The organism is Salinicola lusitanus, from assembly GCF_038648475.1.
GTDB lineage: Bacteria > Pseudomonadota > Gammaproteobacteria > Pseudomonadales > Halomonadaceae > Salinicola > Salinicola lusitanus.
In genome coordinates this window covers 364,392-389,240 of sequence record NZ_CP151919.1, presented here as the reverse complement: position 1 = coordinate 389,240, position 24,849 = coordinate 364,392, and the positions used below count along the sequence as shown (strand labels likewise).

Here is a 24,849-nt window from a genome sequence, read left to right as displayed (position 1 = left end):
TGTTGTATGCGGTTCGATGCAGGAGAAATGGATATGGCTTCAGGGACGGTCTCTTCCGGGCACCGGGCGCGGCGCGGGGCCGCCGTAGGGCCATAGCCAGCCCTTGGGCATTGGGCCCTTGTTGCGCCCGCCCTGGCACTGCTGCTCCCAGGCGTGGGCGAGGATGCCCACCGAGCGGGAGAGACAGAACAAGCCGCGGGCCAGCGGGGCCGGGAAGCCCAGTTCGGCGTAGATGACGGCGGTGGCGCCGTCGATGTTGAGCGGAATCGGCTTGCCCTTCATGGCGATGAGCTGGCGCTCGACCTCTCGGGCGATGGCGACGAAGTTGCCGTCCACCTCGCCACGTTCGGCGGCTTCCTCGACCAGTTGCAGCAGTCGTGGCCCACGGGGGTCGACCGGATGAAAGCGGTGGCCGAAGCCGGGGATGATCCGGGTGCGCTCGCGCTGCCAGGTGGCGATGCCTTCCTCAACCGCGATCTCCAGCGGGTGCCCGCCGATCTGGTACTCGAGGATCGACTGGTAGAGTTCGACCGCCTGCTCGCCGGCGCCACCGTGGACGTCATCGAGCACGTTGACCGCGGAGGCCATGGCGTTGTTGAGACTGCCGCCGCAGGTCATCGCCATCCGGGCGATGGCGATGCTGGGTGCCTGGGGACCGTGGTCGACCGCGCTCATCAGGGCCGTTTCCAGCAGCGCGGCTTGCGGCCGCGTCGGCAGTTCGCCGCGAGTCATCAGCCAGACCATGTCGGCAAAGCCGACGTTGCCGATCAGCTCCTCGATGGGATAGCCGCGATAGCGGATCTCGCCGGGGCGCATGTCGATGATGTCGGTCTTCCACCACTGCTGGGCCTGATATTCCGGGGTCTGGCTAGCGCTCATGAGGTCTCTCCGATTCATTCGTCGTTGGCGGCGTGGGTGGGCAGCAGAAGGTCGTTGTCCTGGCCGAGCCGGGGCGGTGGCGAGGCGACGCGAGGCGCCTGGCCGTCGAACCGGTAACCGCCGCTGACCACCTCCAGCGGCCGCCCGAGGGTGCTGGTGTCGAAGCGCTCGATCAGTCCGCGCTCGCGAACCTGGGGGTGCGCCAGGGCCTCGGCGACGCTGTAGACCGGGCCGGCGGGCACGCCGGCCTCGACCAGCCGTGGCCACCAGTACTCGGTCGTCTCCCGTTTCAGCACCGCCTCGAGGCAGTCGCTCAATGCCCGCCGATGCTCCAGGCGCGCCTGGCGCTGGGCGAAGCGCGGGTCGGTGAGCCACTCAGGGTGTTCGAGCAGGTGGCAGATCGCTTCGAACTGCTCCTGCTTGTTGGCGGCGATGTTGATCAGCCCGTCGGCGGTGGCAAAGGTGCCGGAGGGGCTGGCGGTGACGTTGTCGTTGCCCAGGGGCTGCGGCGGCTTGCCGGCGATCAGCAGGTTGGAGACCGCCCAGCCCATGGTGGCCAGCACCGATTCGAGCATCGAGATATCGATGAAGTGCGCCTTGCGCGGTCGTTCGGCGAGGGCGGCATTGATCGCCATCGCTGCGGTCAGACCGCCGACCGTATCGGCCAGCGGATAGCCGACCCGATAGGGCGCGTTGTCCGGCGCGCCGGTAATGCTCATCACCCCGGCCATGCCCTGGATGATCTGGTCGTAGGCCGGATAGTTGGCCAGCGGCCCATCCTGGCCGAAGCCGGAGATCGCACAGTAGACCAGCTCGGGGTTGGCCTCGCGCAACGTCTCGAAGCCGAGCCCGAGCCGCTGCATGACGCCGGGGCGAAAGTTCTCGACCACCACGTCTGCCGTCGCCACCAGCGCCAGGAAGGCGTCCCGATCGTCCGGTCGTTTGAAGTCGAGAGTCACCGAACGCTTGCCGGCGTTCTGGGCCAGGAACGAGACCCCCATCAGCTCCCGATTGAGTGCGGGATCGGCGCCCAATTGACGCGCCAGGTCACCACCCTGGGGCCGCTCGACCTTGATCACTTCGGCGCCGAGATGCGCCAGCTGGTGACAGCAGAAAGGCCCGGCCAGCACATTGGTCAGATCGAGCACCCGATAACCGGTCAGTGGTGATGACATTGTTTCTCCTGGTGAAACGGTTTCTTTTAGAGAGAATATGATTCGGCTGGGCGAGTTGCAATACTGTTTTGTCTGTCGCAACATTCGCCATTAGTTCAAGTCCTGCTGACCCTGATCGAAAGGAGCGTTCCATGGCCCAGCGACGTGTCGAAGCCGTCGAGCGAGCGCTGACGCTGCTCGAAGCCTTCTCCCAGGAGCGACGAGAGTTCTCCCTGACCGAACTCGCCAACGCCTCGGGGTTCTACAAGAGCACCATCCTGCGGCTGATGGCGTCGCTGGAGCATTTCGGCTATGTCACCCGCGACGAACGCGGCATCTACCGGGTCGGCCCGGCGGTCTCGCGCCTGGCCCCGCTGGCGGGTGACGGGCCGCAGCTCGAGAATCTGGTGCGCCCGATCCTCGAGTCGCTGCGCGATGCCAGCGAGGAGACGGCGTCGTTCTATGTCCGCGACGGCGATCACCGGATCTGTCGGTTGCGCGAGAACGGCCGGCTGGAGGTCAGGCACCACCTGGAAGAGGGCGTGAGGCTGCCGCTGGGACGCGGTGCCGCCGGGCGGGTGCTCAATTACGAAACCCCTCGCGGTCAGGTGGCGGTGTCGAGCGGAGAGCGCCAGGCCGGGTTGTCGGCGGCGGCCATCGGTATCTATAACGGCGAGGGAGAGCTGATGGGCGCGCTGGCACTATCGGGCCCCAGCGAACGCTTCAACCTGGCGGCCAAGGATCGCCATGTCCCCCTGCTGTCCCAGTACGGGCCGCGTCTCGAACGCCAGTGGCCGCGTGCGTTGCGGGCTTCCTGAGAGACTGGGGGCTAGGGCCGTCCGCGCCCGCGAGTGAGCACCAGGGGGGCGGATGGCTCGATGCGATGAGCCATCCGAGGCGCGGGTGCCGGCTTACTGGATCAGGCCGACCTCCTTGGAGATCTCCTCGATATCGGCGATCTGCTGATGCACATACGTCTTGAAGGCTTCGCCGCTGCGGTCGAAGGGGATCAAGCCGTTCTTGCTCATGACTTCCTTCCACTCCGGGCTCTCGTAGACCTTGTGCAGGGTCTCTTCCCACCAGGCCACATCCTCGTCGGAGAGTTTCGGCGGCAGGTAGAATCCGCGCCAGTTGATGCCCTCGACATCCACGCCCTGTTCCTTGGCGGTGGGGAACTCACTCAGCGTACCGGGTAGACGACCGTCGGCAAGCACGGCGAGCACCCGCAGGTCGCCGGATTCGACGAAGCCGAGGATTTCCGAGGCATCTCCGGAGAAGGCGTCGATATGGCCGCCGACGACCTGAGTCATCGCCTCGCCGCCGCCGTCGAACGGCAGATACTTGATCTTGTTCAACGGCTGGATGCCGTCGGCGCGCGCCATCATCAGCACCTTGAGGTGATCCCAGCCGCCGCTGGCGCTGCCGCCGGCGAAGCTGACGCTGGAGGGCTTGTCCTCCATGGCGCTCAGCAACTCCTCGAGGGTCTGGTAGGGCGAATCCTTGCTCACGGCGATCACGCCATAATCCGCACCGACGGTGCCGGCCCAGTTGACCATGTCGGCGTTCAGGCCGGGGAACTGATGCTGGGCCAGGCGGGTGGTGGTCGAGGTCGACGCCGAGACGATGACGTCGTTCTGTCCGGCCCGCTTGGTGACCACGTGGGAAAACGCGACACCCCCGCTGGCGCCCGGCATGTTGGTGGTCTGTACGCTGCCGTTGATGGCACCGATCTCGCTGAGCACCTGACCCACGCTGCGGCAGGTGAAATCCCAGCCGCCGCCGGGGTTGGCAGGGGCGATGCAGTCGATCTTTCCGCTCGGGCCGGCGGCCTGCACCAGCATCGGCAGCGCCGCCAGCGAGAGTGCGAGGCACAGCGCGGAAGGCTTCAAGGACAGCAGTTTCATGGCGTCTCCGTTATTCTCTTTTGTAGAACGTGTTGCGACAGTAGAAATTAGGGCCGCCGAAGTGTCGGGTCAATCTCGACGCCGTCAATTGCGACTAAAGAATATCGTCAGTAGATATATTGTTCTGTTTGACAGAACTCAAGATGAGGGGCCAGCGAGACCGTCCCGGTCGGAGACCGAATCCCGCCTCGGCGATGGAGCATCAGGTGGTTTTTGAACGTCGGCCGGTTTTATCGTTACCGAGGAAGCGTCAAACTATTCGGGTGCATCATCCCCTTGGTGCAGCGTGCTGGCCCAGCGGTTGCGGCCGGATGCTGAGTCACCTTTCCTCTGGCTGGACGACCCTTTATGGCGTTACGACAATCGACCCGGATCAACAAGTACATCAGCGAGAGCGGGATGTGCTCCCGCCGGGAAGCCGATCGCTTCGTGGAGCAGGGCAACGTATGGATCAACGGTCGCCGTGCCACCACCGGTGACCAGGTGACGGCGGGGGACCGGGTCAGGGTCAATGGTCAGGAGATCGAGCCGCGGGAGGCGGAGGATCTGGTCCTGATCGCGCTGAACAAGCCGGTGGGGATCGTCAGTACCACCGAGTCCAGCGAGAAGGACAATATCGTCGAGTTCGTCAAGCACGGCGCGCGTATCTTCCCGATCGGCCGGCTCGACAAGGATTCCCAGGGGCTGATTCTGCTGACCAACGATGGCGACCTGGTCAACAAGATCCTGCGCGCGCACAACCATCACGAAAAAGTCTATCGGGTGACCGTCGACAAGCCGATCACCGACGACTTCATCGAGGGCATGCAGCAGGGGGTGCCGATCCTCGGTCAGGTGACCAAGCGCTGCCAGGTCAGCCGCGAGTCGACCTTCGTCTTCACCATCACGCTGGTGCAGGGGCTCAATCGCCAGATCCGCCGCATGTGCGAGTATTTCGGCTACGAGGTCACGCAGCTGATCCGCACCCGGATCATGAACGTCTCGCTCAAGGGGCTGGCGCTGGGCGACTGGCGGGATCTCACGCCGAAGGAGATCGAGACCCTGATCGCGCTGACCCGCGACTCCGGCGGTGAGGCCGAGCCGACGCCGGCGGCCAAGCCCGCGCGCAGTGGCAAAGCCGCCAAGCCGGCGACCAAGGGGCGTCAGTCGGCAGGCGGCAAGCCTCACCCCAAGGCCAGAGCGGCCGGTGGTGGAAAGCCTGGCGCCAAGGGCAAGCCGGCCGCAAAGGGCAAGCCCAGTGCCAATGGCAAGCCGGCCGCCAAGGGCAAACCCGGTGCCAAGGGCAAGTCGGTCGGCCAGGGTAAACCCGGTGCCAAGGGCCGCCCTGCCACCAAGGGCAAGCCGGGCGCCAAGCCCGCGGCCAAGGGGCGCGGCGGGAAGCCGGGGGCGCCTGCCGCCAAGCGCACGCGCGGCAGCGGCAAGAAGCGCTAGCTCAGGCGCTCAGCCGATGGCTTTGACCGCGGCCTTGGCCACCTGCACGTCCTGCTCCGGCTTGACCCCGGAGATACCGACACTGCCGATCACCTGGCCGTCGTGAATGACCGGCACACCGCCAGAGAGCAGCGCGGTCATCGGTGCCGTCACGAAGGCGGTGCGGCCATTGTTGATCATCTCCTCGAAGACCTGGGTCTCCTTGCGGCCGATCGCCGCGTTGCGCGCCTTTTCGGTGGCGACGCCGGCGCTGAAGGGAGCGGCACCGTTCATCCTTCGCAGGCCTAGCAGGTGGCCGCCATCGTCGGCGACGGCGATGGTGACTGCCCAGCCCTGGGCTTCGGCTTCGGTCTGGGCGGCATCGAGGATGGCATTGACATCGCTGAGTTCGAGTGCGGCTTTGGTCTGCATGGTGGGACTCCAGTTCCATCGTCAGGGCAGCGTCGAGCTAAGCGCTGCGAGCTGCGAGATAACGTGAGAAGCCAACCTGCCGGGTACCGCAGCGGGCTGGCCTTGTGTGGTCGTGAGCGAGTCGCCGGCGCTAGGCCGTGAGCGCTTCGTCGACGACCTCGATCCAATGTCTTACCGGGGTTCGCCCGGCGCCGTTGAGGTGGCTCTGGCAGCCGATGTTGGCAGTGACGATGGTCTGCGGCGACGACGCTTCCAGCGCGTCCATCTTGTCGTCGCGCAGGCGCTGGGCCAGGGCCGGCTGGGTGATCGAATAGGTGCCGGCGGAGCCGCAGCAGAGGTGTGAATCCCGCACCGGGGCGAGATCGAATCCCAGCCGGGCGAGCACGCCTTCGACGGCCCCCCCCAGCTTCTGGGCATGCTGCAGCGTGCAGGGGCAGTGGAACGCCAGTCCTGCGCACGCGTCACTCTTACCCAACGACTCCAGGTCCTCTTCGCGCAATATTTCCACCAGATCCTTGGCCAGTTCGCTCACGCGTCTGGCCTTGGCGGCATATTCGGGATCGTCGGCGAGCATCTCGCCGTACTCCTTGACGAAGGCGCCGCAGCCGCTGGCGGTCTGGATGATCGCCTCCACTCCGGCTGACGAGGAGGAGGTCTCGCCGCGACGTTCGATCAGCGGCCACCAGGCATCGATATTGGCGCGCATGCGATCACGCCCGGTGGCCTGGGCGTTGAGGTGGAAGTCGATGGCGCCGCAGCAGCCCGCTTCCGGGGCGGGGCTCACCCCGATGCCGAGACGATCGAGCACCCGTGCCGTGGCGTCGTTGGTATTGGGCGCCAGACCGGGCTGGACGCAGCCCTCCAGAATCAGCATCTGACGGGCGTGCCGGGTCGGGTCGGGGCGCGCCCGGCGATCGGACGGGCGAGGTTGCTGGCGCGGGGGGATCTTGTCGCGCAGGTCGTGAGGCGCCAGCGGGCGGAACGTCTGCCCCAGGGCGAGCAGCGCCTGGAACCGCTTGGGCTCGACCAGCGCGACGCGCAGCCCCAGTCGCAGGGCGCGCTCGCCGGGCCGGCGACCGACCCGACGGTCGACTTCGGCACGCCCGATATCCAGCAGCTTGTGATACTCCACGCCGGAGGGGCAGGTGGTCTCGCAGCTGCGGCAGCTCAGGCAGCGGTCCAGGTGCAACTGCGTCTCCTGGGTGACCTGATCGTCGCCGTCGTCGCTCTCCAGCAGCTCCTTGATCAGATAGATGCGCCCGCGCGGGCCGTCGCGTTCGTCGCCCAGCAACTGGTAGGTCGGGCAGGTGGCATTGCAGAAGCCGCAATGCACGCAGGTACGCAGGATGCGGTCGGCCTCGTGGATATGGGGCTTGGCACGGGCGGCCTCGGAAAAATGGGTCTGCATGGGGTAGAGGTCTCCTCACCACTCGGCGTAGAGCCGGCCAGGGTTGAAGATCGCCTGCGGATCGAGCCGCTGCTTGAGCTGGCGGTGGTACTTGGCCAGCACCGGTGGCAGAGGCGTGAAAGGCGAAGCGCCGTTGGCGTCCGGCGTGAAGCGCGTGGCATGGCCGCCGGCGGCAATGGCGGCCTCGTGAATGTGGGCGTCGGCCCGCGGTTCGTCCTCGAAACCGCATCCCTCGGAACTTTTCAGCCAGCGCTGGGCACCGGCCCAGTCGACCAGCCAGTCACCCTCGAGCGCCGGCGTGCGCGCCAGCGCTGGCAGCGACAGACGCCACAGGACATGCGCGTCGTTATCGAAGGCGCCGTCGAAGAAGGGCAGTTGCAACTCGCGCAGCTGCGACCAGAACCGCGAATCTTCCGTTTCACCGCCGAGGCGTTGGCGCGTGGCCGAGACGGAGCCCTCGCCGCCTTCGAGGCGCAGGTGCAGCGCTTCACCATCGTGGGCGGCGCCGGTGATGGGCATCGGCTCGCGGCCCCAGGCCGTCAAGCGCTCGAGCGCCTCGGTCAGCGGCAGTTCCAGGCGCAGGCAGGCGTGCGCGTGAGGAGTGGGAAGCACCTTGAACGAGACTTCGGTCAGTACTCCGAGCGTGCCCTGGGCGCCGACCATGAGCCGGGAGAAATCGTAGCCGGCGACGTTCTTCATGACTTCGCCACCAAAGCGCAACTGCTTGCCATCAGAGGTGATGATTCTCACGCCGAGCACGAAATCCCGCACGGCGCCGGCCCACGGGCGACGAGGGCCGGAAATCCCGGCCGCGACCATGCCGCCGACGGTGGCGTCATCGCCGAAGTGTGGCGGCTCGAAGGCGAGGCGCTGGCCGTTGTCGGCAAGCGTTCGCTCGAGATCCCGCAGCCGCGTGCCGGCGCGTACGGTGGCGACCAGCTCCACCGGATCGTAGTGGACGATGCCGTGATGGCCGGTAGTGGAGAGCGCTTGCGCCGTTTCGACCCGGCGGCCGTAGAACGCCTTGGTGTTGCCGCCGACGATGCGCAGCGTGGCGCGCTCGGCCTGGGCGCGCGCCACCTGTTCGCAGAGGGCTTCGCTGTCATCTCGGCCGGCGGGAACATCGGGGCCGGACTCGTTCGGCGGCGTGTACTCCGGCCGCTGGTCCTGCAGGTGGGTCATGGCGATCTCCTTGCGCGTCTCATGCCGTCGCCGACATCAGAATCGCGGCAGTTCGGGGTGCGGCAGTTCGCCGTGATGGACGTGCATGGCGCCGAACTCGGCGCAGCGTGCCAGTGTCGGAATGTTCTTGCCGGGGTTGAGCAGACGGCGTTCGTCGAAGGCGGATTTCACCGCGTGGAACAGGGTGATCTCGTCGGCGGCGAACTGGGTGCACATCTGGTTGAGCTTTTCGCGGCCGACGCCGTGTTCGCCGGTGATGCTGCCGCCGGCATCGACACAGAGTTCGAGAATCCTGCCGCCGAGCGCTTCCGTGGACTCCAGCTCGCCGGGCTGATTGGCGTCGAACAGGATCAGCGGATGCAGGTTGCCGTCGCCGGCGTGGAAGACGTTGGCGACCCGGAGCCCGTATTGGGCCGAGAGATCGTTGATGCCCTTGAGCACCCGCGGCAGCTCGCGGCGGGGTATGGTGCCGTCGATGCAGTAGTAGTCCGGCGACATGCGGCCGACGGCCGGAAACGCGGCCTTGCGACCGGCCCAGAACAGCTGGCGCTCGGCGTCGTCCCGGGCGAGCCGGATCTGAGAGGCGCCCGCCGTCTCGAGCAACTGGCGGACTCGCTCGCAGTCGGCCTGGACGTCGCTCTCCACGCCGTCGAGCTCGCACAGCAGGATCGCCTGGGCGTCGACCGGGTAGCCGGCGTGCACGAAATCCTCGGCGGCGCGAATCGCCAGGTTGTCCATCATCTCGAGACCGCCTGGGATACAGCCGGCGGCGATGATGTCGCCCACCGCCTTGCCGGCCCGTTCGACATCGTCGAAGCAGGCCATCAGCACCCTGGCCACCTCCGGCTTCGGCAGCAGTCGCACCGTCACTTCGGTGATCACGCCGAGCATGCCTTCCGAACCCATGAACAGCGCCAGCAGGTCGTAGCCTGGGGTGTCCAGCGACTCGCCGCCGAGGGTCATGCGCTCGCCCTCGATGGTGACGATCTCGACGCTCAGCACGTTATGGACCGTGAGGCCGTACTTCAGGCAGTGAACGCCGCCGGCGTTCTCGGCCACGTTGCCGCCGATGGAGCAGGCGATCTGCGAGGAGGGATCGGGGGCGTAGTAGAGGCCATGGGGTGCGGCCGCCTCGCTGATCGCCAGGTTGCGGACGCCTGGCTGGACCCGGGCGAGGCGGGCATCGGCATCGACGCTCAGGATCTTGTTGAAACGCGACATCACCAGCAGTACGCCTTTTTCCAGCGGCAACGCGCCGCCGGAGAGCCCGGTGCCCGCACCTCGTGTCACCACCGGTACGGCATGCTCGTAGCAGACCCGCATCAACGCCTCGACCTCGGCCAGCGTCGTCGGCATGGCTACCAGCATCGGCAGCACGCGATAGGCGGACAGTCCATCGCACTCGAACGGGCGCAGGTCCTCCTCGCGGTCGAGCAGGGTCAGCCTGGGCGCCACCGCCATGATGGCCGCCATCAGGCCGGACTTGTCGACGGTGGCGATCTCGCCATCGATGCGCTCGTCGTAAAGCAGTTCCATGGCGTCTCCTCGCTGGGGCGGGTGCCGCGGGCGGTGGTGAAGATCCGGTTTGTGGAAGGTCTTTCCACAATGCGATGCGGTCATTCTGTGGAAGGCCGCCGGTGACGACTATTAGCCAAAAGCCCAATGGGCAGGAAAATGGTCAGACCAAAAGAGAGATCCTCCCGGCCGCAGCCGGGAGGATGGATTCAACCGCCCATGAGCGGGTCGGTGAAGCCGAAGACGTAGAAGGCCAGCAGCCCGATGATGCCGGCGAACAGGCAGTAGTAGAGCGTCGGCAGGATCGTCTTGCGCAGCGTGGTGCCCTCGCGGCCGAGCAGGCCGACGGTAGCCGAGGCTGCCACCACGTTGTGGATCGCGATCATGTTGCCGGCGGCGGCCCCCACGGCCTGCAGCGCGACCATCATCGCGGTGGAGACGCCGAGCACCTCGGCGACGTTGAACTGGAACGCCGCCAGCATCAGGTTGGAGACGGTGTTGGAGCCGGCAATGAAGGCGCCCAATGCGCCGACCGCCGGGGCGAACAGCGGATAGATCTGACCGACACCATCGGCCACCAGTTGTGCCATGGCGACCGGCATCGAGACCAGGTCGGACTCGTTGACGCCGGAGTTGATCAGGATTCGCACCATCGGAATGGTGAACAGCAGCACGAAGCCGGCACCGAAGATGGTCTTGGAGGACTCGGCGAAGGCTGCCGTGACCTGCGGTCCGCGCATCCGATGCAGGAAGATCGTGCAGATCACCGCGATCAGGATGATGCCGCCGGGGAGGTAGAGCCATTCGACGCTACCGGAGATGCCCTGCTCGCCGAGGATGTTGCTCCAGCCGGTACTGATCGAGGAGAGGCCTGCCTTGACCGAAGGGATGGTGCGCGAGATCACCAGCAGAATGGCGACGATGACGTAGGGCAGCCAGCCTCGCAGCGTCGACATCGGCGCGCGACCGGCGACGTCGTCGACCTTGATCTCGATGGTGCCCAGCCACTCGGCGGGCCACTTCGAACGCTCCGGGAAATCCCAGGTGTCCTTCGGCAGCAGAAAGCCCTTGCGCGCGGCCGGCACCACGATCGCCAGGCCGATCAGGCCACCCAGCAGCGACGGAAACTCCGGACCCAGCAGGACGCCGACCAGCATCGACGGCACCACGAAACAGACGCCGACGAACAGTGCGAACGGCGTGATCGACAGCCCCTCGGTCCAGGAGCGATTCTCGCCGAAGAAGCGCACCATCACGACGACCAGGATCAGCGGCATGAACACGCCGATGATGCCGTGAGTGATGACCACCTCGGAGGTGATCAGGCGGAAATAGGTCTCCCAGGTCGAGCCGTTGGCGGTGAGCTGTTCGGCGATCGCCGACTGGTTCACGCCGCCGGTGACGCCGACCACGATCGGCGTACCCACGGCGCCGAACGACACCGGCGTCGACTGCAGCATCATGCCGACGACCACGGCGGCCAGGGCGGGGAAGCCCAGCGCCACCATCAGCGGCGCGGCCACGGCGGCCGGCGTGCCGAAGCCCGAGGCGCCCTCGATGAAGCAGCCGAACAGCCAGGCGACGATCAGCGCCTGCACGCGGCGATCCGGGCTGATGCCGGAGAAGCCGTTGCGAATCGCCATGATACCGCCCGAGTGCTTCAGCGTGTTGAGCAGCAGAATGGCCCCGAAGATGATCCACAGCAGCGAGACGGTCATGATCAGGCCCTGCAGCGTGGAGGCCAGCACGCGGGTCGCGGTCATGTCCCAGACCAGCAGCGCGATCAGTACCGCGACGACGAACACGATCGGCATCGCCGTTCGTGCCGCCATCCGGAATCCGATCAGCAGGACGCCTGCCAGCACCAGCGGCAGGAAGGCAAACAGAGAGAGAAGCGTGTGATCCATATCGAGAGCCCCTGAGTCGTTATTATCGGCTTCGTTCGTCGCCAGGAAGGTCGTCGCCGGGTGGCGACGGCACCGGTCGTCCCGCTTCGCAGGCCGGTCGCGGCGATTGACTCGGAAGATAACCACAGACGGAGGGGCTGCCAATCATGGGTAAATGGTATTACCAATGACCGTCAGGTAGTGCGGGTGTTGGCCAAGTGGCTGAGTGTGAAGCCTTTTCAGGTCGACTGAAGGGACGATAGCGCGCGTTTACGGGGACGGCGTTGCGACTAATGGACATCGCCGCCTACCGGAGGGCAGGCGGCGACGGTGCTGGAGGAGTGAGTCGGGTGAGGGGCCGGCATCAGCCGGTGGCGAGCATGCCGGTCTCCGCTTCCACCGCCTCCGTGCTCATCAACGCCAGCGTCACCGGGATCGACTTGCCGGCAATGGTGTTGCTCTGCCTGTCCCGGTTGCCGACGGGGATCAGGTCGTTGACCTCCGGATAGTAGGCGCCAAGGCAGTTCTCCGGCAGATCGTAGGCGATGATCTTGAAGCCCGAGACCTGACGCTCGATGCCATCGTCGCTCACCGTTTTCAGGGTGACCTTGTTGCCGGCCTCGAAACCGTGCTTCTCGATGTCGGCGGGATTCATCATCAGCACCATGCGGGTCCCGTAGATATCCCGATAGCGGTCGTCGTAGGAGTAGACGGTGGTGTTGAACTGATCGTGGCCGCGGATCGAGAGCAGCTGGAAATGGGCGTCCCCCGGCTCGGAGGCATCCTCGGTGAGATGGTCGGCGGGGAACAGGAAGTGGGCCTTGCCGGAGTCGGTGTTCCAGATACGATCGCGGGCGGCGATATCGAGATGGAATACGCCCTGGTCGTTCAGTCGCTGATTGAAAGCGTAAAACGTCTCCGGCTGGGTCGCTTCGATCTTGTCCCGGATGCGGGCGTAATCCTCGGCGAGCCACTCCCAGTCGACCTTGGGGTTGGGGGCGAACGTCGCCTTGCCGAGGCCGGCAACGATGGCGATTTCGGAGCGCAGGTGCTCTGACGCCGGCTCGAGCGCGCCCTTGGAGCCCTGCACGTTGCACATGCCGTCCTCGATGGTGATGGTCTGCTCGACGCCGGCCTGGACGTCCTTCTCGGTTCTTGCCAGCGCCGGCAGCAGGTAGGCCGCCTTGCCGTGAATCAGGTGGCTGCGGTTGAGCTTGGTGGCGATCTGCACCGTCAGCGGAATGTTCTCGACGTGGGGGGCGATGCGAGCCTGGTCGGCGATGGCGCGGAAGAAGTTGCCACCCATGCCGAGGAAGGCATCCACCTCGTCACGCAGGATCGCCTCGCAGCAGAGCGCCACGTCGTGGCCGTGCTCGCGCAGGCATTCGATGCCGAACACCTCGTCCATCTTCGACAGGAACGCCTCGCCGGACTTGTGGAAGATCCCCACGGTGCGATCGCCCTGGACGTTGGAGTGGCCGCGCACCGGACAGGCGCCGGCACCGCGACGGCCAATGTGACCGCCCATCAGCAGCAGGTTGAGAATCTGGTGGATGTTGTCGCCGCCACGGATGTGCTGGGTGATGCCCATCCCCCAGCAGCAGATCACCCGCTCGGCACGGATCCACGCTTCGGCGGCCTGCTCGATCGCCGCCCGTTCGAGACCGCTGTGGCGCTCGATTCGCTCCCACGGCAGGTTGCGGCAGTGAGTGGCAAACGCCTCGAAGCCGTCGGTGTGCATCGCGGTGAAGTCGTGGTCGATGACACGCTCGCCACCGCTGTCGCGGGCCTCGTCGTCGACCTCAAGGATACGCTTGCAGATGCCCTGGATCGCGGCGATATCGCCGCCGATGCGGACCTGATGATACTGCGAGCTGATCGGCACGCCGTGGTTGGTCAGCATGTCCCGGGGCGTCTGCGGATTGGCGAACTTGACCAGCGCCCGCTCGCGCAGCGGGTTGAAGGTGATCACCTCGGCGCCGCGCAGGCGCGCCTCGTGCAGCAGGCCCATCATCCGCGGGCTGTTGGTGCCGGCATTCTGGCCGAACAGGAAGATGCAGTCGGCGTGTTCGAAATCCTCCAGCACCGTGGTCGCCTTGCCCACGCCGATGCTCTGGGGCAGGGCCACGGTGGTGGTCTCGTGGCACATGTTGGAGCAGTCGGGGAAGTTGTGGGTGCCCAGCATCCGGCCGTAGAGCTGCCACAGGAATGCCGCTTCGTTGGAGGTGCGTCCCGAGGTGTAGAGCTCGACCCGTTTCGGGTCATAGGATTTCACCCGCTCGCCGATCTCGCGGAACGCCGTCGTCCAGTCGATCGGATCGTACTTGTCGGTGGCCGGGTTGTAGCGCATCGGATGGGTCAGGCGGCCCTGCTTCTCGAGGGCATGATCCGACCAGTCGAGCAGCTCGGCAACGGTGTGGCTGGCGAAGAACTCCGGCGTGGTCCGCGCCGCCGTGGCTTCCCAGGCGACCGCCTTGGCGCCGTTTTCGCAGAACTCGGCCGGGCCGGGTTTGGCCGGGTTGGGCCAGGCACAGCTCGGGCACTCGAACCCGCCATCGGGGTGGTTGATCTTGAACATCAGGCCGTTGCCCTTGAACGGCACCTTCTCGCGCAGGAAATGCGCCTCGGTGGCCTGGATCGACTGCCAGCCGCCGCCGGGTGCATCGTGTTTGCCCTGGCTACCGTGCAGTTCGTCGTCCTTGAGTCGGCGTACCATGATCCACTCCTTCGTGATCGATCTGAGGTGGTAAACCCGCCGTGCTCCTGCTGGAAAAGGTGACTCGCAGGCTCACGGTATGACTGCTATCCGTAACAGTATGGCAACGATTTCCGATTCGCGCCGAGGCAATCTGGACCGTGCGAGTACATGTTCAGGGTTTGACGGTTTCCCCTCCCTTGGACATGCTGCGAGCACTGCAGCCGTGATAGCCGTATCCAACGAGGAGTGTGGCATGAGCCGTAAAATGTTCGATCTGTGCGGGCGCGACGAGCGACTGCGATTCTCGCCCTACTGCTGGCGGGTCAGGTATGCGCTGGCGCATAAAGGGCTCGATTGCGAATTCGTGCCGTGGAAGTTCACCGACAAGGAGGCGATCGCCTTCTCGGACCAGACGAAGGTGCCGGTCTTCGTCGACGGTGACCAGACGGTCGTCGATAGCTATGAAATCTTCCGCTATCTCGACCGTGCCTACCCTGAAAAGCCGCTACTGGGCGATGCCACGGCCGAAGCCCGGGCGCGGTTCTTCAAGTTCTACGCCGAGCGTTCGCTGGCGCCGGGCGTCATGCGCACGATCCTGATGGATGTCTTCAACGCCATTCACCCGGACGACCGCGACTATTTCCGCACCTCGCGCGAGAAGGTGTTCGGTCGCACCCTGGAGGAGATGCATTCGCCGAGCCAGGGGCTGTCGATGCTCGACCGTGCGCTGGAGCCGATGCGCGGGCGACTGGACGAATCGCCGTTCCTGGACGGCGACGAGGCCGGCGCCGCGGACTATCTGGTGGTGGGCGCGTTCATGTGGGCGAGGGTGACCTCCGCCGCCGACCTGGTCTCCAACGCCGATCCCGTCTACGCCTGGTTCCAGCGCATGCTGGATCTCCATGATGGCGTCGGCCGCAACGCCACGCGGATCGTCGATGTCGATGGCGCCTACGCCAGTTGATCTAGAGCGCTGACCGATAGAGCAGGCGCTTTTGAACCGCCTGGGGCGACGTCGCGCGAGACGCCGCCCCCCGCAAAGCCTATCCTGACAGCATCCGGCTTATCGCCGGGCGTCACGACAGGAGCCTGTGATGATCGATCTCTACTACTGGACGACCCCCAACGGTCACAAGATCACGCTGTTCCTCGAGGAAGCGGGGCTCGACTACCGTATCCATCCGGTCGATATCGGCAAGGGCGAGCAGTTCACGCCCGAATTTCTCGAGATCGCCCCCAACAACCGCATCCCCGCGATCGTCGATCGCGCCCCGGCCGACGGCGGGCAGCCGCTGTCGCTGTTCGAATCCGGCGCGATCCTCGAGTATCTGGCCGACAAGAGTGGCAAGTTTCTGCCCAAGAGCGGCCGCCAGCGCTATCGCGTGCTGCAGTGGCTCCACTGGCAGATGGGCGGGCTGGGGCCGATGGCGGGGCAGAACCATCATTTTCGCCACTATGCGCCGAAGAAGATCGACTACGCCGTCGAGCGCTACATGAACGAGACGTCGCGGCTCTACCGCGTATTGGACAAGCAGCTCGATGCCAACGACTACGTGGCCGGCGACGACTACTCCATCGCCGACATGGCGATCTGGCCGTGGATCAAGCCGTTCGAGAAGCAGGGCCAGGACATGGAGGACTACCCGAGCCTGCAGCGCTGGTTCGAGCAGGTCGGCGAACGCGATGCGGTGAGACGCGCCTACGCCAAGGCGGAGGAGATCAATCCCGCCAACAATGTCGAGATGACCGACGAGGCGCGCAAGCACCTGTTCGGGCGGTGACATCGACGCCGCTGCGTTCGAACCGGTCGGTCAGGCATCCGACTCGATCACGACCCTCCCGGCTGCGGCCGGGAGAGTCGTTTCTGGGCCATCGGTTCTGACTTGCCCGATCAGGGTGAAAAGAATTCCCGGACCTGGCGAAACGCGGTCGAGAAATAGAGTTCGTAGGTGTCCTTCTCGACGAAGCCGATATGCGGTGTGGCCAGCACGCGGGGGTGGGCCTGATAGGCGGTGGCACCGTCGGGTTCGTTCTCGTAGACATCCAGCGCGGCGGCGCCGGGGCGGCCGGCGTCCAGCGCGTCGAGCAGCGCCCCCGGTCGGATCAGCTCGGCGCGGCTGGTGTTGACCAGCAGGGCGTCGGCGCGCATCGCGGCGAGGTCCGCCGGCGTGATCATGCCGCGCGTGTCGTCGTTGAGCTTGAGATGCAGCGTGATCACGTCGCAGCGGGCGAGAAAGGCGTGTCGATCGGGCTCGAATTCGACGCCCAGCTCGAAGGCGCGCCCGGAGCTGCTTTCGCGACCGTGGCCGACAACGTGCATGCCGAACGCCTGGGCGTAACCGGCGACCCGGCTGCCGATCTTGCCCAGGCCCCAGATGCCCAGCGTACGCCCATGGACGGCGTGGCCCAGCGACTCCGCCTCCAGGCGCTCGTTGGTGCGCTGCCAGTCGCCTTCGGCCTGGCGGGCGAGATAGCCGCCCAGGCGTCGACAGCCGGCCATGATCAGCAGCCAGGTGAGCTCTGCCGGCGCGACCGGGGAGCCGCCGCCGTCGCGAACGGCGATGCCCAGCGCCTCGCAGGCGGCGACGTCGATGGCCGAGGAGAGCCGCCCGGTCTGGACCACCAGCTTCAGGTTGGGCAGCTGTTCCAGCAGTTCGCGGGTCAGCGAGGTGCGCTCGCGGATCAGGATGATGGCGTCGCTAGCGGCCAGGCGGGCGGGCAGCGCCTCGGCATCGAGATGCCGGTGTTCGATGTCCAGGCGCACATCGCTGCCGTCGAGTTCGTGGGCGGCGTCGAGAAAGGCACAGCATCCCTGATAGTCGTCCAAGACCGTAACCGTTATCGACATGGCAGCTCCCTCGAAATGATGGCGTTGTCGCATTGTTGGCACTTTCGCCGTCAGCTGTCGAGTCGCTTTCGCGGCCTGGATTCAACCCTCGTTGCGCTCCAGGAACTGCCGTACCCGCTCGGTACTGGCGTTGGTGAAAAAGGTCTCCGGGTCGGCCTGCTCGATGATCAGCCCCTTCTCGAGGAACACCACCTGATCGGACACGGCGCGGGCGAAGGCCATCTCGTGGGTGACGATGACCATGGTGTAGCCCTCGGCGGAGAGATCCTTGATCACCGCCAGTACTTCGCCGACCAGCTCCGGGTCGAGCGCCGACGTAGGCTCGTCGAACAGCATCACCTCCGGCTGCATCGCCAGGGCGCGAGCGATCGCCACGCGCTGTTTCTGCCCGCCCGAGAGGGTGCTGGGATAGGCATAGGCCTTGGGCGACATGCCGACCTTCTCCAGCAGGTCGCGGGCGAGCGCTTCGGCCTCGGCTTTCGACTTGCCGAGCACGTGGATCGGCGCCTCGGTGACGTTGTGCAGCACGTTGAGATGCGGCCACAGGTTGAAACTCTGGAACACCATGCCGGTGCGGGCGCGAACCTTGGCCAGCTCGCGCACCGGCATCGGCCGGCCGGCGTCGTTGACGCCGATGCGCTGGCCGCCGATATGGATGCTGCCGCTGTCGGGGCGCTCCAGCCAGTTGATGCAGCGCAGCAGCGTCGATTTGCCGGAGCCGGAGGAGCCCAGGATCGTCACCACGTCGCCCTCGCGCACCTCCAGGTCCACGTCACGCAGGACCTCGACGCCATCGAAGCTCTTCGAGAGATGGCGAATCGAGACCGCGATCCGGTCGCTGCGAGCTGTGTCGTCGGGCGCGCTCTGTTCGGGCGTGGTTTGTCCAGACCCGGCAGGTTCCGGCGGGCTTTTCTCAAACATGGTCGAATCCCCGTTTGGCGCTGAAGCGGCCACACTGTTTGATGATGATTTCCATGACCACGCTGACCGCCCAGTAGAAGCCGATGACCACGATGAAGGCCTCCGTGGGAATGAAATAGGTTCCCGACAGGCTGTTGGCCGCGGCGGTGAGTTCCTGGACGGTGATGATCACCAGAAAGGCGGTGTCCTTGAGCGCATAGATCAACTGGTTGCCGAGCAGCGGCCGGGTCTGCATCACGATCTGCGGCAGGATCAGGCGGAAGAACATCTTGCCCTTGGTGAAACCGTGGGCCTTGGCGGCTTCGACCTGGCCGGGCGGGAAAGTCAGCCGCGCGCCGCGAAATATCTCGGCAAAGTAGCAGCCGTGGTAGACCGCCAGCGCGCCGACGCCGGACCACCAGGCGTCCAGCCGGATATCGAACGCCGGCAGGCCGTAGTAGAGCAGATAGACCAGGATGAGGAACGGCAGCATGCGCATGGCGTCGATGAATACCCGGACCGGCACGGTGAGCCGGGGCCGACTGCCCTCCAGCAGATAGAGCATGCCGCAGCCGATCGCGAAGGCGGCGCTGATCGACAGGCCGAAGATCTCCATCGTGCTGGCGAAACCGGACCAGAACTGCTCCCGCGCGCCCCACAGAATTTCCCAGTTGCTCATGATCGCTCCTTGGCGTTGTCCGGTCACATGGCCAGTCGATTGGCACGGCGCTCGGCGAGCCGCTGCAGCCAGACCAGGCAGCCGATGATCGCCATGTAGAGCGCGCAGGCCACCAGGATGGGAGGGAGAGGTTCATAGGTCACCGCGGAAATGCGGTTGGTAACGCGGGTCAGGTCGACGATACCGATCACCGCGATCGCCGGGCTGCCCTTGATCAGAAACGACATTTCGTTGATCAGCCCAGGGAGACTCGTGATCATCATCTGGGGCAGCATGATGCGACGAAAGGTGATCCAGGGGGTCATGCCGGTGGCCATGGCCGCTTCGCGCTGTTCCCGGGAGAAGTTGCGGAACGCGCTGCGCCAGATCTCGGCGTTGAACGCGGTGGTGTTGAGCGTCAGGGCGAGAATGCCGGCGACGTTGCGATTGAGACTGAGACCGAAGGTCGGTGCGCTCAGAAAGATGAACAGCGCCAGCGTGACCAGCGGTGTGGCCCGCGCCAGGCTGATGTAGAGCACCAGGATCTGGTCGACCACGGGGATCCTGGCTATCCGGATCAGCGCGATGAGCAGTCCTGCGATCACGCCCATGGCGATGGAGACGCCGGAGATCCAGATCGTCGTCCAGGCACCGTCCAGCAGCATTTGCCAGGCACTGGCGTTCATGAGGCATCCTCCACGAGACTTCGAAGCCAATGACGCCGCGGGCCCGCCGCAGCGTCATGTCGATGGTTCGTTGGCGATGGCGCAACGAGCCGATGGCTTACTTCATGTTGCTGAATTGCAGCTCGTGGAACTGGTCGACGCTGGTCAGCGGCTCGGTGGGCAGGTCGGGGAAGCTCTCGCCGAACCATTTCTCCTGCAGCTCGGCCAGACGGCCGGTGTCACGCATGTGGTCGAGGAAACCATCCATGTACTCGAGCAGCTCCGGGCTCGACTTCGGCATCGGCCAGGAGACGTATCCGGGACCGGACACCGCTGGCCCCTTGGCAAAGACATCCGGCTTGGACGCCACCAGCGTATTGACCGGTACGGCGGAGTCGATGACGAAGTCGAGACGGCCGTTGGCCAGGTCGGCGAAGGCCTCCGGGTAGGATTCGTACTGCACCACCTCGCCCAGCTCGCCACCACTCTCCCTGAGCATCTTCTCGAGTTCGGGCAGGCGGGACAGCAGCACGCTGCCGGCCTGCACGCCCAGCTTCTTGCCGCTCAGGTCCGCGACGCTCTGGATGCTGTCATCGCCGGCTCGGGTGATCGCGAAGTGCTGCGCCGAGGCATAGGGCGCGGTGTAGTTGAAGACGCGCAGGCGCTCGTCGGAGACGGAGGCGCCGGTCAGCGCCATGTCGTACTGGCCGGTGGAGACGGCCGCGAGCAGGCCGGTCCAGGGCAGGATGTCCTGATCGACGTCGAAGTCCGCGTATTGGCGCAGTTCTTCCAGCATGTCGGCATTGAAGCCGACGGGGTCGCCGTTTTCGATATAGTTGAAGGGCGCGTAGTTATCCTCGGTCGCGACACTCAGGCTGCCGCGGCTCTCGATCTCCGGGAGGTCGGCGGCAAGTGCCGTCAGCGACAGGCTCGACAGTGACACGGCCAACAGCGAGCCGGCCATGGCTTTCGCGGCCATCCGGGACAGGCGCGAACCGGAAGTCGTTTTGCGGGCGGAGAATCGCATCATGTAGGTCACCCTCTATGTTGTTGTTGAACGCTATTGTTGTTGGAGTTGATGGATCGCGGGTCCGTATCGATCGCTGATCGGCCGGACACGCCATGGCATGGCGCCTTGGCGGCGTATCGTGGTTCCACCCTAAAGAATCCCGAGGCGGTGGCTATAGAGCCAGTTGGCGACAGTCGTCTGGCCAGATTGGCGTTGTCGTCAGCCCATCAGTCGAGCGCTTTCAGGACCTGGATCAAGGTCGCGAAGGCTTCACCCCTGAAGCCGATGCCCACGAGCGTGCCTGTGCCCGGCCGTGGCGTTGTCGGCGTCCACTCGGCGCGACCGCCGCTCCACTGGAAGACGTAGTGGCGTCCATCGGCCTCGAGAAATCCCTTCGCCCGGGCCAGGCCGACGGCATGATCGGCCAGGATGGCCTCCAACGCCGAACGCGACAGCGACGTTGGAAGGTCGATCGCAAAACGTTGCCACTCGGGTTCGTTGCCGTGGACCCTGGTGCCGGTGGGGCGGTGTTGCCACGCCGGGTGACGATCCGACGTCGAGGCTGAGGTAGCTCGATCGGGCGCGGAGGAAGGCTTTGGCGTCTTCCGTGCTGGAAGAGGTTGACCGGCCTCGAGGGCGGCCGTGGGATTGAGGGCGCGGAGTCGATCCGTTCGCGATTGCCGCTCGTCGGCGTCGAGGCGCTCGCCGCGATTGGTGCAGAGGAGATCGGCACTCTGGATCTGGCCGGCCACCAGGTCCGCGACTCGCGCATCGGCGAGGCGCTGGCCAAGGCTTGCCAGATCGACCAGGGTCACGGTGCGCGCCAGGCGAAAGCGACGGGCCACCCGAATCATGTCGGCGATCCGGTGCGGCCGGGCCACGCCACTGGTCTCGATGATCAGCGCGGCAGGCGGCTCCGGCCAGCGGCCGATGCGCGAGAGCTGGGTTCCCAGCTCGTCGCTCAGCGAGCAGCACAGGCAGCCGCTGCTGAGCTTGAGCAGCCGTTCTCCGGCGTAGTCGATCAGCTCGGCATCGACGTTGATGGTGCCGAAATCGTTGACCAGGACCAGGGTTCCGGGCGTCACGCCGTCCCGCAGGTGGGCGTTGAGCCAGGTGGTCTTGCCGGCGCCGAGATAGCCGGCGATCAGGGTCACCGGTATCGGGTCGGCGGTCGGCTCAGACATTGTCGAAGACATGACCGCCGACGACCGTGGCCGCCACGCGGATCGATGCCAGCCGATCCAGCGGGACGTCGCGCGGGTCCTCGTCGAGCACGGCCATGTCGGCAAACTTGCCCACTTCCAGGCTGCCGACGCGATCGTCGAGCTTCAGGGTGTAGGCGGCATCCAGCGTGATCAGGCGCAGGGCGCGGTCCACGCTCAGCGCCTCGTTGGGCCCCAGCACCTCGCCGTCGGCGGTCTGGCGTGCGACGGCGCACCACGCCGTGAACAGCGGCGCCAGAGGCGTGACCGGGGCATCGCAGTGGGCGGCGATGGGGATACCCAGGCGGTCCGCCGAGGCCAGCGGTTCGAGGCGCTGGCAGCGTTCGAACCCCAGCGTGCGGCTGCGGTGAATGTCGCCCCAGTAGTAGAGGTGGTTGGCGAACATGTTGAGACACACCCCGAGCCGTGCCGCGCGCTTCAACTGGGCGTGGCTGATGATCTGGCAGTGCTGCAGGGTGTGGCGGTGATCGGCACGGGGCCAGAGCTCCAGCGCCGACTCGATGGCATCCAGCATCAGCTCGACAGCCTCGTCGCCGTTGGTATGGATATGCAGTTGCAGCCCGGCCTGATGGTAGCGGTGGACGATCTCGGTCAGTCGCTCCGGCTCGGCGTTCCACATCCCGTTCGGCGAGCCGTCGTGATAACCCGGCCACATCAGCCTCGCGGTATAGCCCTGGATGGAGCCATCGGTCATCAGCTTGACCAGGCCGAACTGCAGCTTGTCGCTGCTCTTTTCGCGACAGCCCAGCACCCGTTCGATGCCGTCGTCCGGCGTATAGGTCAGTGCGCTCATGGCCGGCGCCAGACGCATCGGTACGTCGTCCCGGCGGCAGGTGCGCTGCATGCTCTCGACGCCGGTCTCGCTGAGCGGGTTATAGAGGTCGGTCAGCGTGGTCACCCCGTGGCGCTGGCCGATGCGCGCGTAGCGTTCCAGCGTCGCCGCTTCGCTGCCGCGATCGAAGAGATCCAGGTCGAGCGTGTCGAAGATCGCGAACATCGCCGCCATCTCGCGCAGCTCTCCGTTGGGGCGGCCGTCGTCGAAGGTGACCACGCCCTCGATATCGGCATGAGACTCGAGTCCGGAAAGACGCAGCATGGCGCTGTTGACGGTCATCATGTGCAGGTTGGCGTGGATCACGACGATCGGCCGTTGGTCGTCGACGGCGTCGAGGTCGTTGCGATCCAGGCGCCGATCCGGGAAGTAGATGGGATCGAAGCCCCAGGCGATCAGCGGCGTGGCGTCGTCGAGCTTGGCCAGCTGTTCCCGGAGATGTCGCTGGAGCCGGGCGATATCGGTCAGTCCCGGCCAGGTGTGGCCGTCGGGATCCTGGCGTGGGAAGAATCCCGCGTAGGGGTATTCCCACAGCACTCCTTCGAGGGCGTGACTGTGGCCCTCGACGAAGCCGGGCAGAATCACCTTGTCGGCGAAGCGCTCGTCGAGCTCGCACTCGCCCAGATCGGCCAGCGTTTCCAGCGAGCCGACGCCGAGAATCCGACCGTCTCGCACCGCGACGTGGGTAGCCTCCGGCAGTGAGGGATTCATGGTCAGAATGCGCCGGGCGGAGAAGATACGAGGCTTCATGAGGGAGTCGACTCCTGAACGGAAGGTGTCCGGTCGTCCCGGCGGCGCTGCCATTTCAGCAGCAGCGGGATGCAGATCAGCATCAGCAGCAGGTAGCCGCCGAAGATCGCCAGATAGCTCCAGGTGCCGAGCGTCGGGGCGATGGGGGCAACGAAGAACAGCGTCGGGATATTGACCACGATGATGGCAATGTTGAAGAACGCCAGCTCCTTGGGCACCGAGGTGCTGAAGTCCGCGTCCAGCATGCGCAGCAACAAGAGGCCAGTGCCGGTCGAGCCGCAGCAGCAGCCAAAGGCGGTGACGGCACGCTCCGGTCCGAGCCGGCCACTGAGCTTGCCGATCGCCATCGCGCCGAGGAAGGTGACCAGCGTCACGACCACCGCGACCAGTAGGATCGGAATCAGCAGGGCGGAGAGCACCGCGATCTGGATGCTCATCAACGTGGCGACGACCATGAAATCCACCGAGCCGCTGGTGATCCGCTTGAGCGTGTCGTCATCGACCTTGTCCGTCCAGCCGCAGCGATCGATCGCCATGCGCATCAATACGCACACCGTCAGGCCGTGGATGAAGAACAGGTTGTAGCTGAAGAAGACCGAGAGCACCTGGTTGCCCGCCACCAGCGGCTGCATCATGGTCAGCCAGGCGTAGGTGACGACGTAGGCCACGCCCAGCAGGCCGAGATGCCAGGCCAGCGAGTCCACGGTGCCCGAGTGCGAGACCTGCTTGCCGGCGGAGGGTTGGGTCCGTGGAGTGTGGAAACCGCGGATGAAGTCGTCGTCGAGCGTCGAGGTGCGATTGGCGTTGAGGCCTCGCTTGAGAAAGTAGCGCGCGGCGGGTACGCCGACGGCGAAGGCGGCCACGAAGCCCAGCGACGCGAAGATCACGCCGACCTGGGCGGCGTTGGCGATCCCGTAGTCATTCTCCCAGATCGTGCCGTAGGTCAGCGCCTGCCCGGGTCCCTGCGTGAACCCGTGGGTGACGATGGCGCCGAGCAGCGGGCTGAGATCGCTGCCGGTGATCAGATCGTAGCCCGCCATCACGCCGTAACCGATCACGGCCTGCGCCCCGAGGCTGGCGGTCCAGATCAGCGTCAGCCACAGCCCGCCGCCGACGATGCCGTGACGTTTTTCGCCCGCCGCCGGCTTTGGGCTGCCCGTCAGACACAGCGACATGAAGCTCAGGGTGAAGAAATGGAAGGCCAGGGCGGTAAAGTCGGAAGGCCCGTAGCCGGGGATCAGCCCCGTGGAGAGGCAGACAAAGCCGAGGATGCCGGCGACGATACTGCCCGGGACCAGGCTCGCTCTTAGCCACGGGAGGCGGCTGCGCAGCAGGCTGCCGGCGACCAGCAGGGCGGCGATCAGCGCGAAGGCGATGACGCCGTGGAAGGTACTGCCCATGATCTTGTCCTCGTGATTGATGTTGTTATGTCGGATATCCGAGCCACTTCGGCGGCGCTGCGATGACCCCGGCGTCGGCTGGGTGACGTTGTGGAT

21 protein-coding genes are annotated in these 24,849 nt (G+C 65.8%); 4 read left to right on the top strand and 17 right to left on the bottom strand.

The features are described from left to right. Window positions 1-39: 39 nt before the first annotated feature. Together AAGT95_RS01705 and AAGT95_RS01700 are read right to left on the bottom strand one after the other, a co-directional pair. Window positions 40-879: a citryl-CoA lyase gene (locus AAGT95_RS01705; protein ID WP_342595317.1), complete on the bottom strand. Its 840-nt coding sequence runs from the start codon at window positions 877-879 to the stop codon at window positions 40-42. Window positions 880-893: 14 nt separating this feature from the next. Next, complete coding sequence (locus AAGT95_RS01700; protein ID WP_342595316.1) at window positions 894-2,054, bottom strand: CoA transferase; 1,161 nt, start codon at window positions 2,052-2,054, stop codon at window positions 894-896. Between the two features lie 131 nt (window positions 2,055-2,185). Between AAGT95_RS01700 and AAGT95_RS01695 the strand changes: the two genes are divergently transcribed. Further along, window positions 2,186-2,851 (top strand): IclR family transcriptional regulator, encoded by a 666-nt coding sequence (locus tag AAGT95_RS01695; RefSeq protein WP_110597905.1) that lies wholly within the window; start codon window positions 2,186-2,188, stop codon window positions 2,849-2,851. Between the two features lie 93 nt (window positions 2,852-2,944). On the opposite strand, the gene AAGT95_RS01690 is transcribed toward AAGT95_RS01695, so the two are convergent. Then, complete coding sequence (locus AAGT95_RS01690; protein ID WP_342595315.1) at window positions 2,945-3,937, bottom strand: tripartite tricarboxylate transporter substrate binding protein; 993 nt, start codon at window positions 3,935-3,937, stop codon at window positions 2,945-2,947. 348 nt (window positions 3,938-4,285) lie between these two features. Here AAGT95_RS01690 and rluF point away from each other — a divergent pair, with 348 nt between their 5' ends. Continuing rightward, on the top strand, window positions 4,286-5,368 hold the full coding sequence (gene rluF / locus AAGT95_RS01685) for a 23S rRNA pseudouridine(2604) synthase RluF (protein WP_342595314.1): 1,083 nt from the start codon (window positions 4,286-4,288) through the stop codon (window positions 5,366-5,368). A 9-nt stretch (window positions 5,369-5,377) separates the two neighbouring features. On the opposite strand, the gene AAGT95_RS01680 is transcribed toward rluF, so the two are convergent. The 6 genes from AAGT95_RS01680 to AAGT95_RS01655 all read right to left on the bottom strand — a co-directional run bounded on the left by AAGT95_RS01680 (window position 5,378) and on the right by AAGT95_RS01655 (window position 14,486). Next, window positions 5,378-5,779, bottom strand: a complete 402-nt coding sequence (locus tag AAGT95_RS01680; protein ID WP_342595313.1) for a GlcG/HbpS family heme-binding protein — start codon at window positions 5,777-5,779, stop codon at window positions 5,378-5,380. Window positions 5,780-5,909: 130 nt separating this feature from the next. Then, a complete protein-coding gene (glcF, locus tag AAGT95_RS01675) occupies window positions 5,910-7,187 on the bottom strand; it encodes a glycolate oxidase subunit GlcF (protein ID WP_342595312.1) in 1,278 nt (425 codons plus the stop codon). 15 nt (window positions 7,188-7,202) lie between these two features. Next, window positions 7,203-8,369, bottom strand: coding sequence for a glycolate oxidase subunit GlcE (gene glcE / locus AAGT95_RS01670; protein WP_342595311.1), 1,167 nt, complete (start codon window positions 8,367-8,369; stop codon window positions 7,203-7,205). 36 nt (window positions 8,370-8,405) lie between these two features. Further along, the gene (gene glcD / locus AAGT95_RS01665) at window positions 8,406-9,905 is read right to left on the bottom strand and encodes a glycolate oxidase subunit GlcD (protein WP_110597900.1); all 1,500 of its coding nucleotides are present in this window, start codon (window positions 9,903-9,905) and stop codon (window positions 8,406-8,408) included. Between the two features lie 188 nt (window positions 9,906-10,093). Beyond that, window positions 10,094-11,791, bottom strand: coding sequence for an L-lactate permease (locus tag AAGT95_RS01660; RefSeq protein ID WP_342595310.1), 1,698 nt, complete (start codon window positions 11,789-11,791; stop codon window positions 10,094-10,096). A gap of 343 nt (window positions 11,792-12,134) precedes the next feature. After that, window positions 12,135-14,486, bottom strand: coding sequence for an FdhF/YdeP family oxidoreductase (locus AAGT95_RS01655; RefSeq protein ID WP_342595309.1), 2,352 nt, complete (start codon window positions 14,484-14,486; stop codon window positions 12,135-12,137). 235 nt (window positions 14,487-14,721) lie between these two features. On the opposite strand from AAGT95_RS01655, the gene AAGT95_RS01650 reads away from it, so the two are divergent. Both AAGT95_RS01650 and AAGT95_RS01645 read left to right on the top strand, forming a co-directional pair. Continuing rightward, window positions 14,722-15,432, top strand: coding sequence for a glutathione S-transferase N-terminal domain-containing protein (locus tag AAGT95_RS01650; protein ID WP_110597897.1), 711 nt, complete (start codon window positions 14,722-14,724; stop codon window positions 15,430-15,432). A 130-nt stretch (window positions 15,433-15,562) separates the two neighbouring features. Next, window positions 15,563-16,249 carry a glutathione binding-like protein gene (locus tag AAGT95_RS01645; RefSeq protein WP_110597896.1) on the top strand — a complete coding sequence of 229 codons (687 nt, stop codon included), beginning with the start codon at window positions 15,563-15,565 and terminating at the stop codon, window positions 16,247-16,249. Window positions 16,250-16,359: 110 nt separating this feature from the next. Here AAGT95_RS01645 and AAGT95_RS01640 read toward each other — a convergent pair whose 3' ends face one another. The 8 genes from AAGT95_RS01640 to AAGT95_RS01605 all read right to left on the bottom strand — a co-directional run bounded on the left by AAGT95_RS01640 (window position 16,360) and on the right by AAGT95_RS01605 (window position 24,753). After that, a complete protein-coding gene (locus AAGT95_RS01640) occupies window positions 16,360-17,316 on the bottom strand; it encodes a D-2-hydroxyacid dehydrogenase family protein (RefSeq protein ID WP_342595308.1) in 957 nt (318 codons plus the stop codon). 81 nt (window positions 17,317-17,397) lie between these two features. Then, a complete protein-coding gene (locus AAGT95_RS01635) occupies window positions 17,398-18,237 on the bottom strand; it encodes an amino acid ABC transporter ATP-binding protein (protein WP_342595307.1) in 840 nt (279 codons plus the stop codon). Then, window positions 18,230-18,895: an amino acid ABC transporter permease gene (locus AAGT95_RS01630; RefSeq protein WP_110597894.1), complete on the bottom strand. Its 666-nt coding sequence runs from the start codon at window positions 18,893-18,895 to the stop codon at window positions 18,230-18,232. The genes AAGT95_RS01635 and AAGT95_RS01630 overlap by 8 nt, the downstream gene beginning before the upstream one ends. Window positions 18,896-18,918: 23 nt before the next feature. Beyond that, window positions 18,919-19,560, bottom strand: coding sequence for an amino acid ABC transporter permease (locus tag AAGT95_RS01625; RefSeq protein WP_110597893.1), 642 nt, complete (start codon window positions 19,558-19,560; stop codon window positions 18,919-18,921). A 97-nt stretch (window positions 19,561-19,657) separates the two neighbouring features. Continuing rightward, complete coding sequence (locus tag AAGT95_RS01620) at window positions 19,658-20,569, bottom strand: transporter substrate-binding domain-containing protein (RefSeq protein WP_240612263.1); 912 nt, start codon at window positions 20,567-20,569, stop codon at window positions 19,658-19,660. 206 nt (window positions 20,570-20,775) lie between these two features. After that, complete coding sequence (locus AAGT95_RS01615; protein WP_342595306.1) at window positions 20,776-21,732, bottom strand: CobW family GTP-binding protein; 957 nt, start codon at window positions 21,730-21,732, stop codon at window positions 20,776-20,778. Next, window positions 21,725-23,353, bottom strand: coding sequence for an amidohydrolase (locus tag AAGT95_RS01610; protein ID WP_342595305.1), 1,629 nt, complete (start codon window positions 23,351-23,353; stop codon window positions 21,725-21,727). The genes AAGT95_RS01615 and AAGT95_RS01610 overlap by 8 nt, the downstream gene beginning before the upstream one ends. Then, window positions 23,350-24,753 (bottom strand): sodium/glutamate symporter, encoded by a 1,404-nt coding sequence (locus tag AAGT95_RS01605; RefSeq protein ID WP_342595304.1) that lies wholly within the window; start codon window positions 24,751-24,753, stop codon window positions 23,350-23,352. The genes AAGT95_RS01610 and AAGT95_RS01605 overlap by 4 nt, the downstream gene beginning before the upstream one ends. Window positions 24,754-24,849: the final 96 nt, after the last annotated feature.

Excerpts from the sequence above, each read along its gene's own strand:
- AAGT95_RS01705 (WP_342595317.1), bottom strand. The coding sequence starts at position 879 with ATGAGCGCTAGCCAGACCCCGGAATATCAGGCCCAGCAGTGGTGGAAG.
- AAGT95_RS01700 (WP_342595316.1), bottom strand. The coding sequence starts at position 2,054 with ATGTCATCACCACTGACCGGTTATCGGGTGCTCGATCTGACCAATGTG.
- AAGT95_RS01695 (WP_110597905.1), top strand. The coding sequence starts at position 2,186 with ATGGCCCAGCGACGTGTCGAAGCCGTCGAGCGAGCGCTGACGCTGCTC.
- AAGT95_RS01690 (WP_342595315.1), bottom strand. The coding sequence starts at position 3,937 with ATGAAACTGCTGTCCTTGAAGCCTTCCGCGCTGTGCCTCGCACTCTCG.
- rluF (WP_342595314.1), top strand. The coding sequence starts at position 4,286 with ATGGCGTTACGACAATCGACCCGGATCAACAAGTACATCAGCGAGAGC.
- AAGT95_RS01680 (WP_342595313.1), bottom strand. The coding sequence starts at position 5,779 with ATGCAGACCAAAGCCGCACTCGAACTCAGCGATGTCAATGCCATCCTC.
- glcF (WP_342595312.1), bottom strand. The coding sequence starts at position 7,187 with ATGCAGACCCATTTTTCCGAGGCCGCCCGTGCCAAGCCCCATATCCAC.
- glcE (WP_342595311.1), bottom strand. The coding sequence starts at position 8,369 with ATGACCCACCTGCAGGACCAGCGGCCGGAGTACACGCCGCCGAACGAG.
- glcD (WP_110597900.1), bottom strand. The coding sequence starts at position 9,905 with ATGGAACTGCTTTACGACGAGCGCATCGATGGCGAGATCGCCACCGTC.
- AAGT95_RS01660 (WP_342595310.1), bottom strand. The coding sequence starts at position 11,791 with ATGGATCACACGCTTCTCTCTCTGTTTGCCTTCCTGCCGCTGGTGCTG.
- AAGT95_RS01655 (WP_342595309.1), bottom strand. The coding sequence starts at position 14,486 with ATGGTACGCCGACTCAAGGACGACGAACTGCACGGTAGCCAGGGCAAA.
- AAGT95_RS01650 (WP_110597897.1), top strand. The coding sequence starts at position 14,722 with ATGAGCCGTAAAATGTTCGATCTGTGCGGGCGCGACGAGCGACTGCGA.
- AAGT95_RS01645 (WP_110597896.1), top strand. The coding sequence starts at position 15,563 with ATGATCGATCTCTACTACTGGACGACCCCCAACGGTCACAAGATCACG.
- AAGT95_RS01640 (WP_342595308.1), bottom strand. The coding sequence starts at position 17,316 with ATGTCGATAACGGTTACGGTCTTGGACGACTATCAGGGATGCTGTGCC.
- AAGT95_RS01635 (WP_342595307.1), bottom strand. The coding sequence starts at position 18,237 with ATGTTTGAGAAAAGCCCGCCGGAACCTGCCGGGTCTGGACAAACCACG.
- AAGT95_RS01630 (WP_110597894.1), bottom strand. The coding sequence starts at position 18,895 with ATGAGCAACTGGGAAATTCTGTGGGGCGCGCGGGAGCAGTTCTGGTCC.
- AAGT95_RS01625 (WP_110597893.1), bottom strand. The coding sequence starts at position 19,560 with ATGAACGCCAGTGCCTGGCAAATGCTGCTGGACGGTGCCTGGACGACG.
- AAGT95_RS01620 (WP_240612263.1), bottom strand. The coding sequence starts at position 20,569 with ATGATGCGATTCTCCGCCCGCAAAACGACTTCCGGTTCGCGCCTGTCC.
- AAGT95_RS01615 (WP_342595306.1), bottom strand. The coding sequence starts at position 21,732 with ATGTCTGAGCCGACCGCCGACCCGATACCGGTGACCCTGATCGCCGGC.
- AAGT95_RS01610 (WP_342595305.1), bottom strand. The coding sequence starts at position 23,353 with ATGAAGCCTCGTATCTTCTCCGCCCGGCGCATTCTGACCATGAATCCC.
- AAGT95_RS01605 (WP_342595304.1), bottom strand. The coding sequence starts at position 24,753 with ATGGGCAGTACCTTCCACGGCGTCATCGCCTTCGCGCTGATCGCCGCC.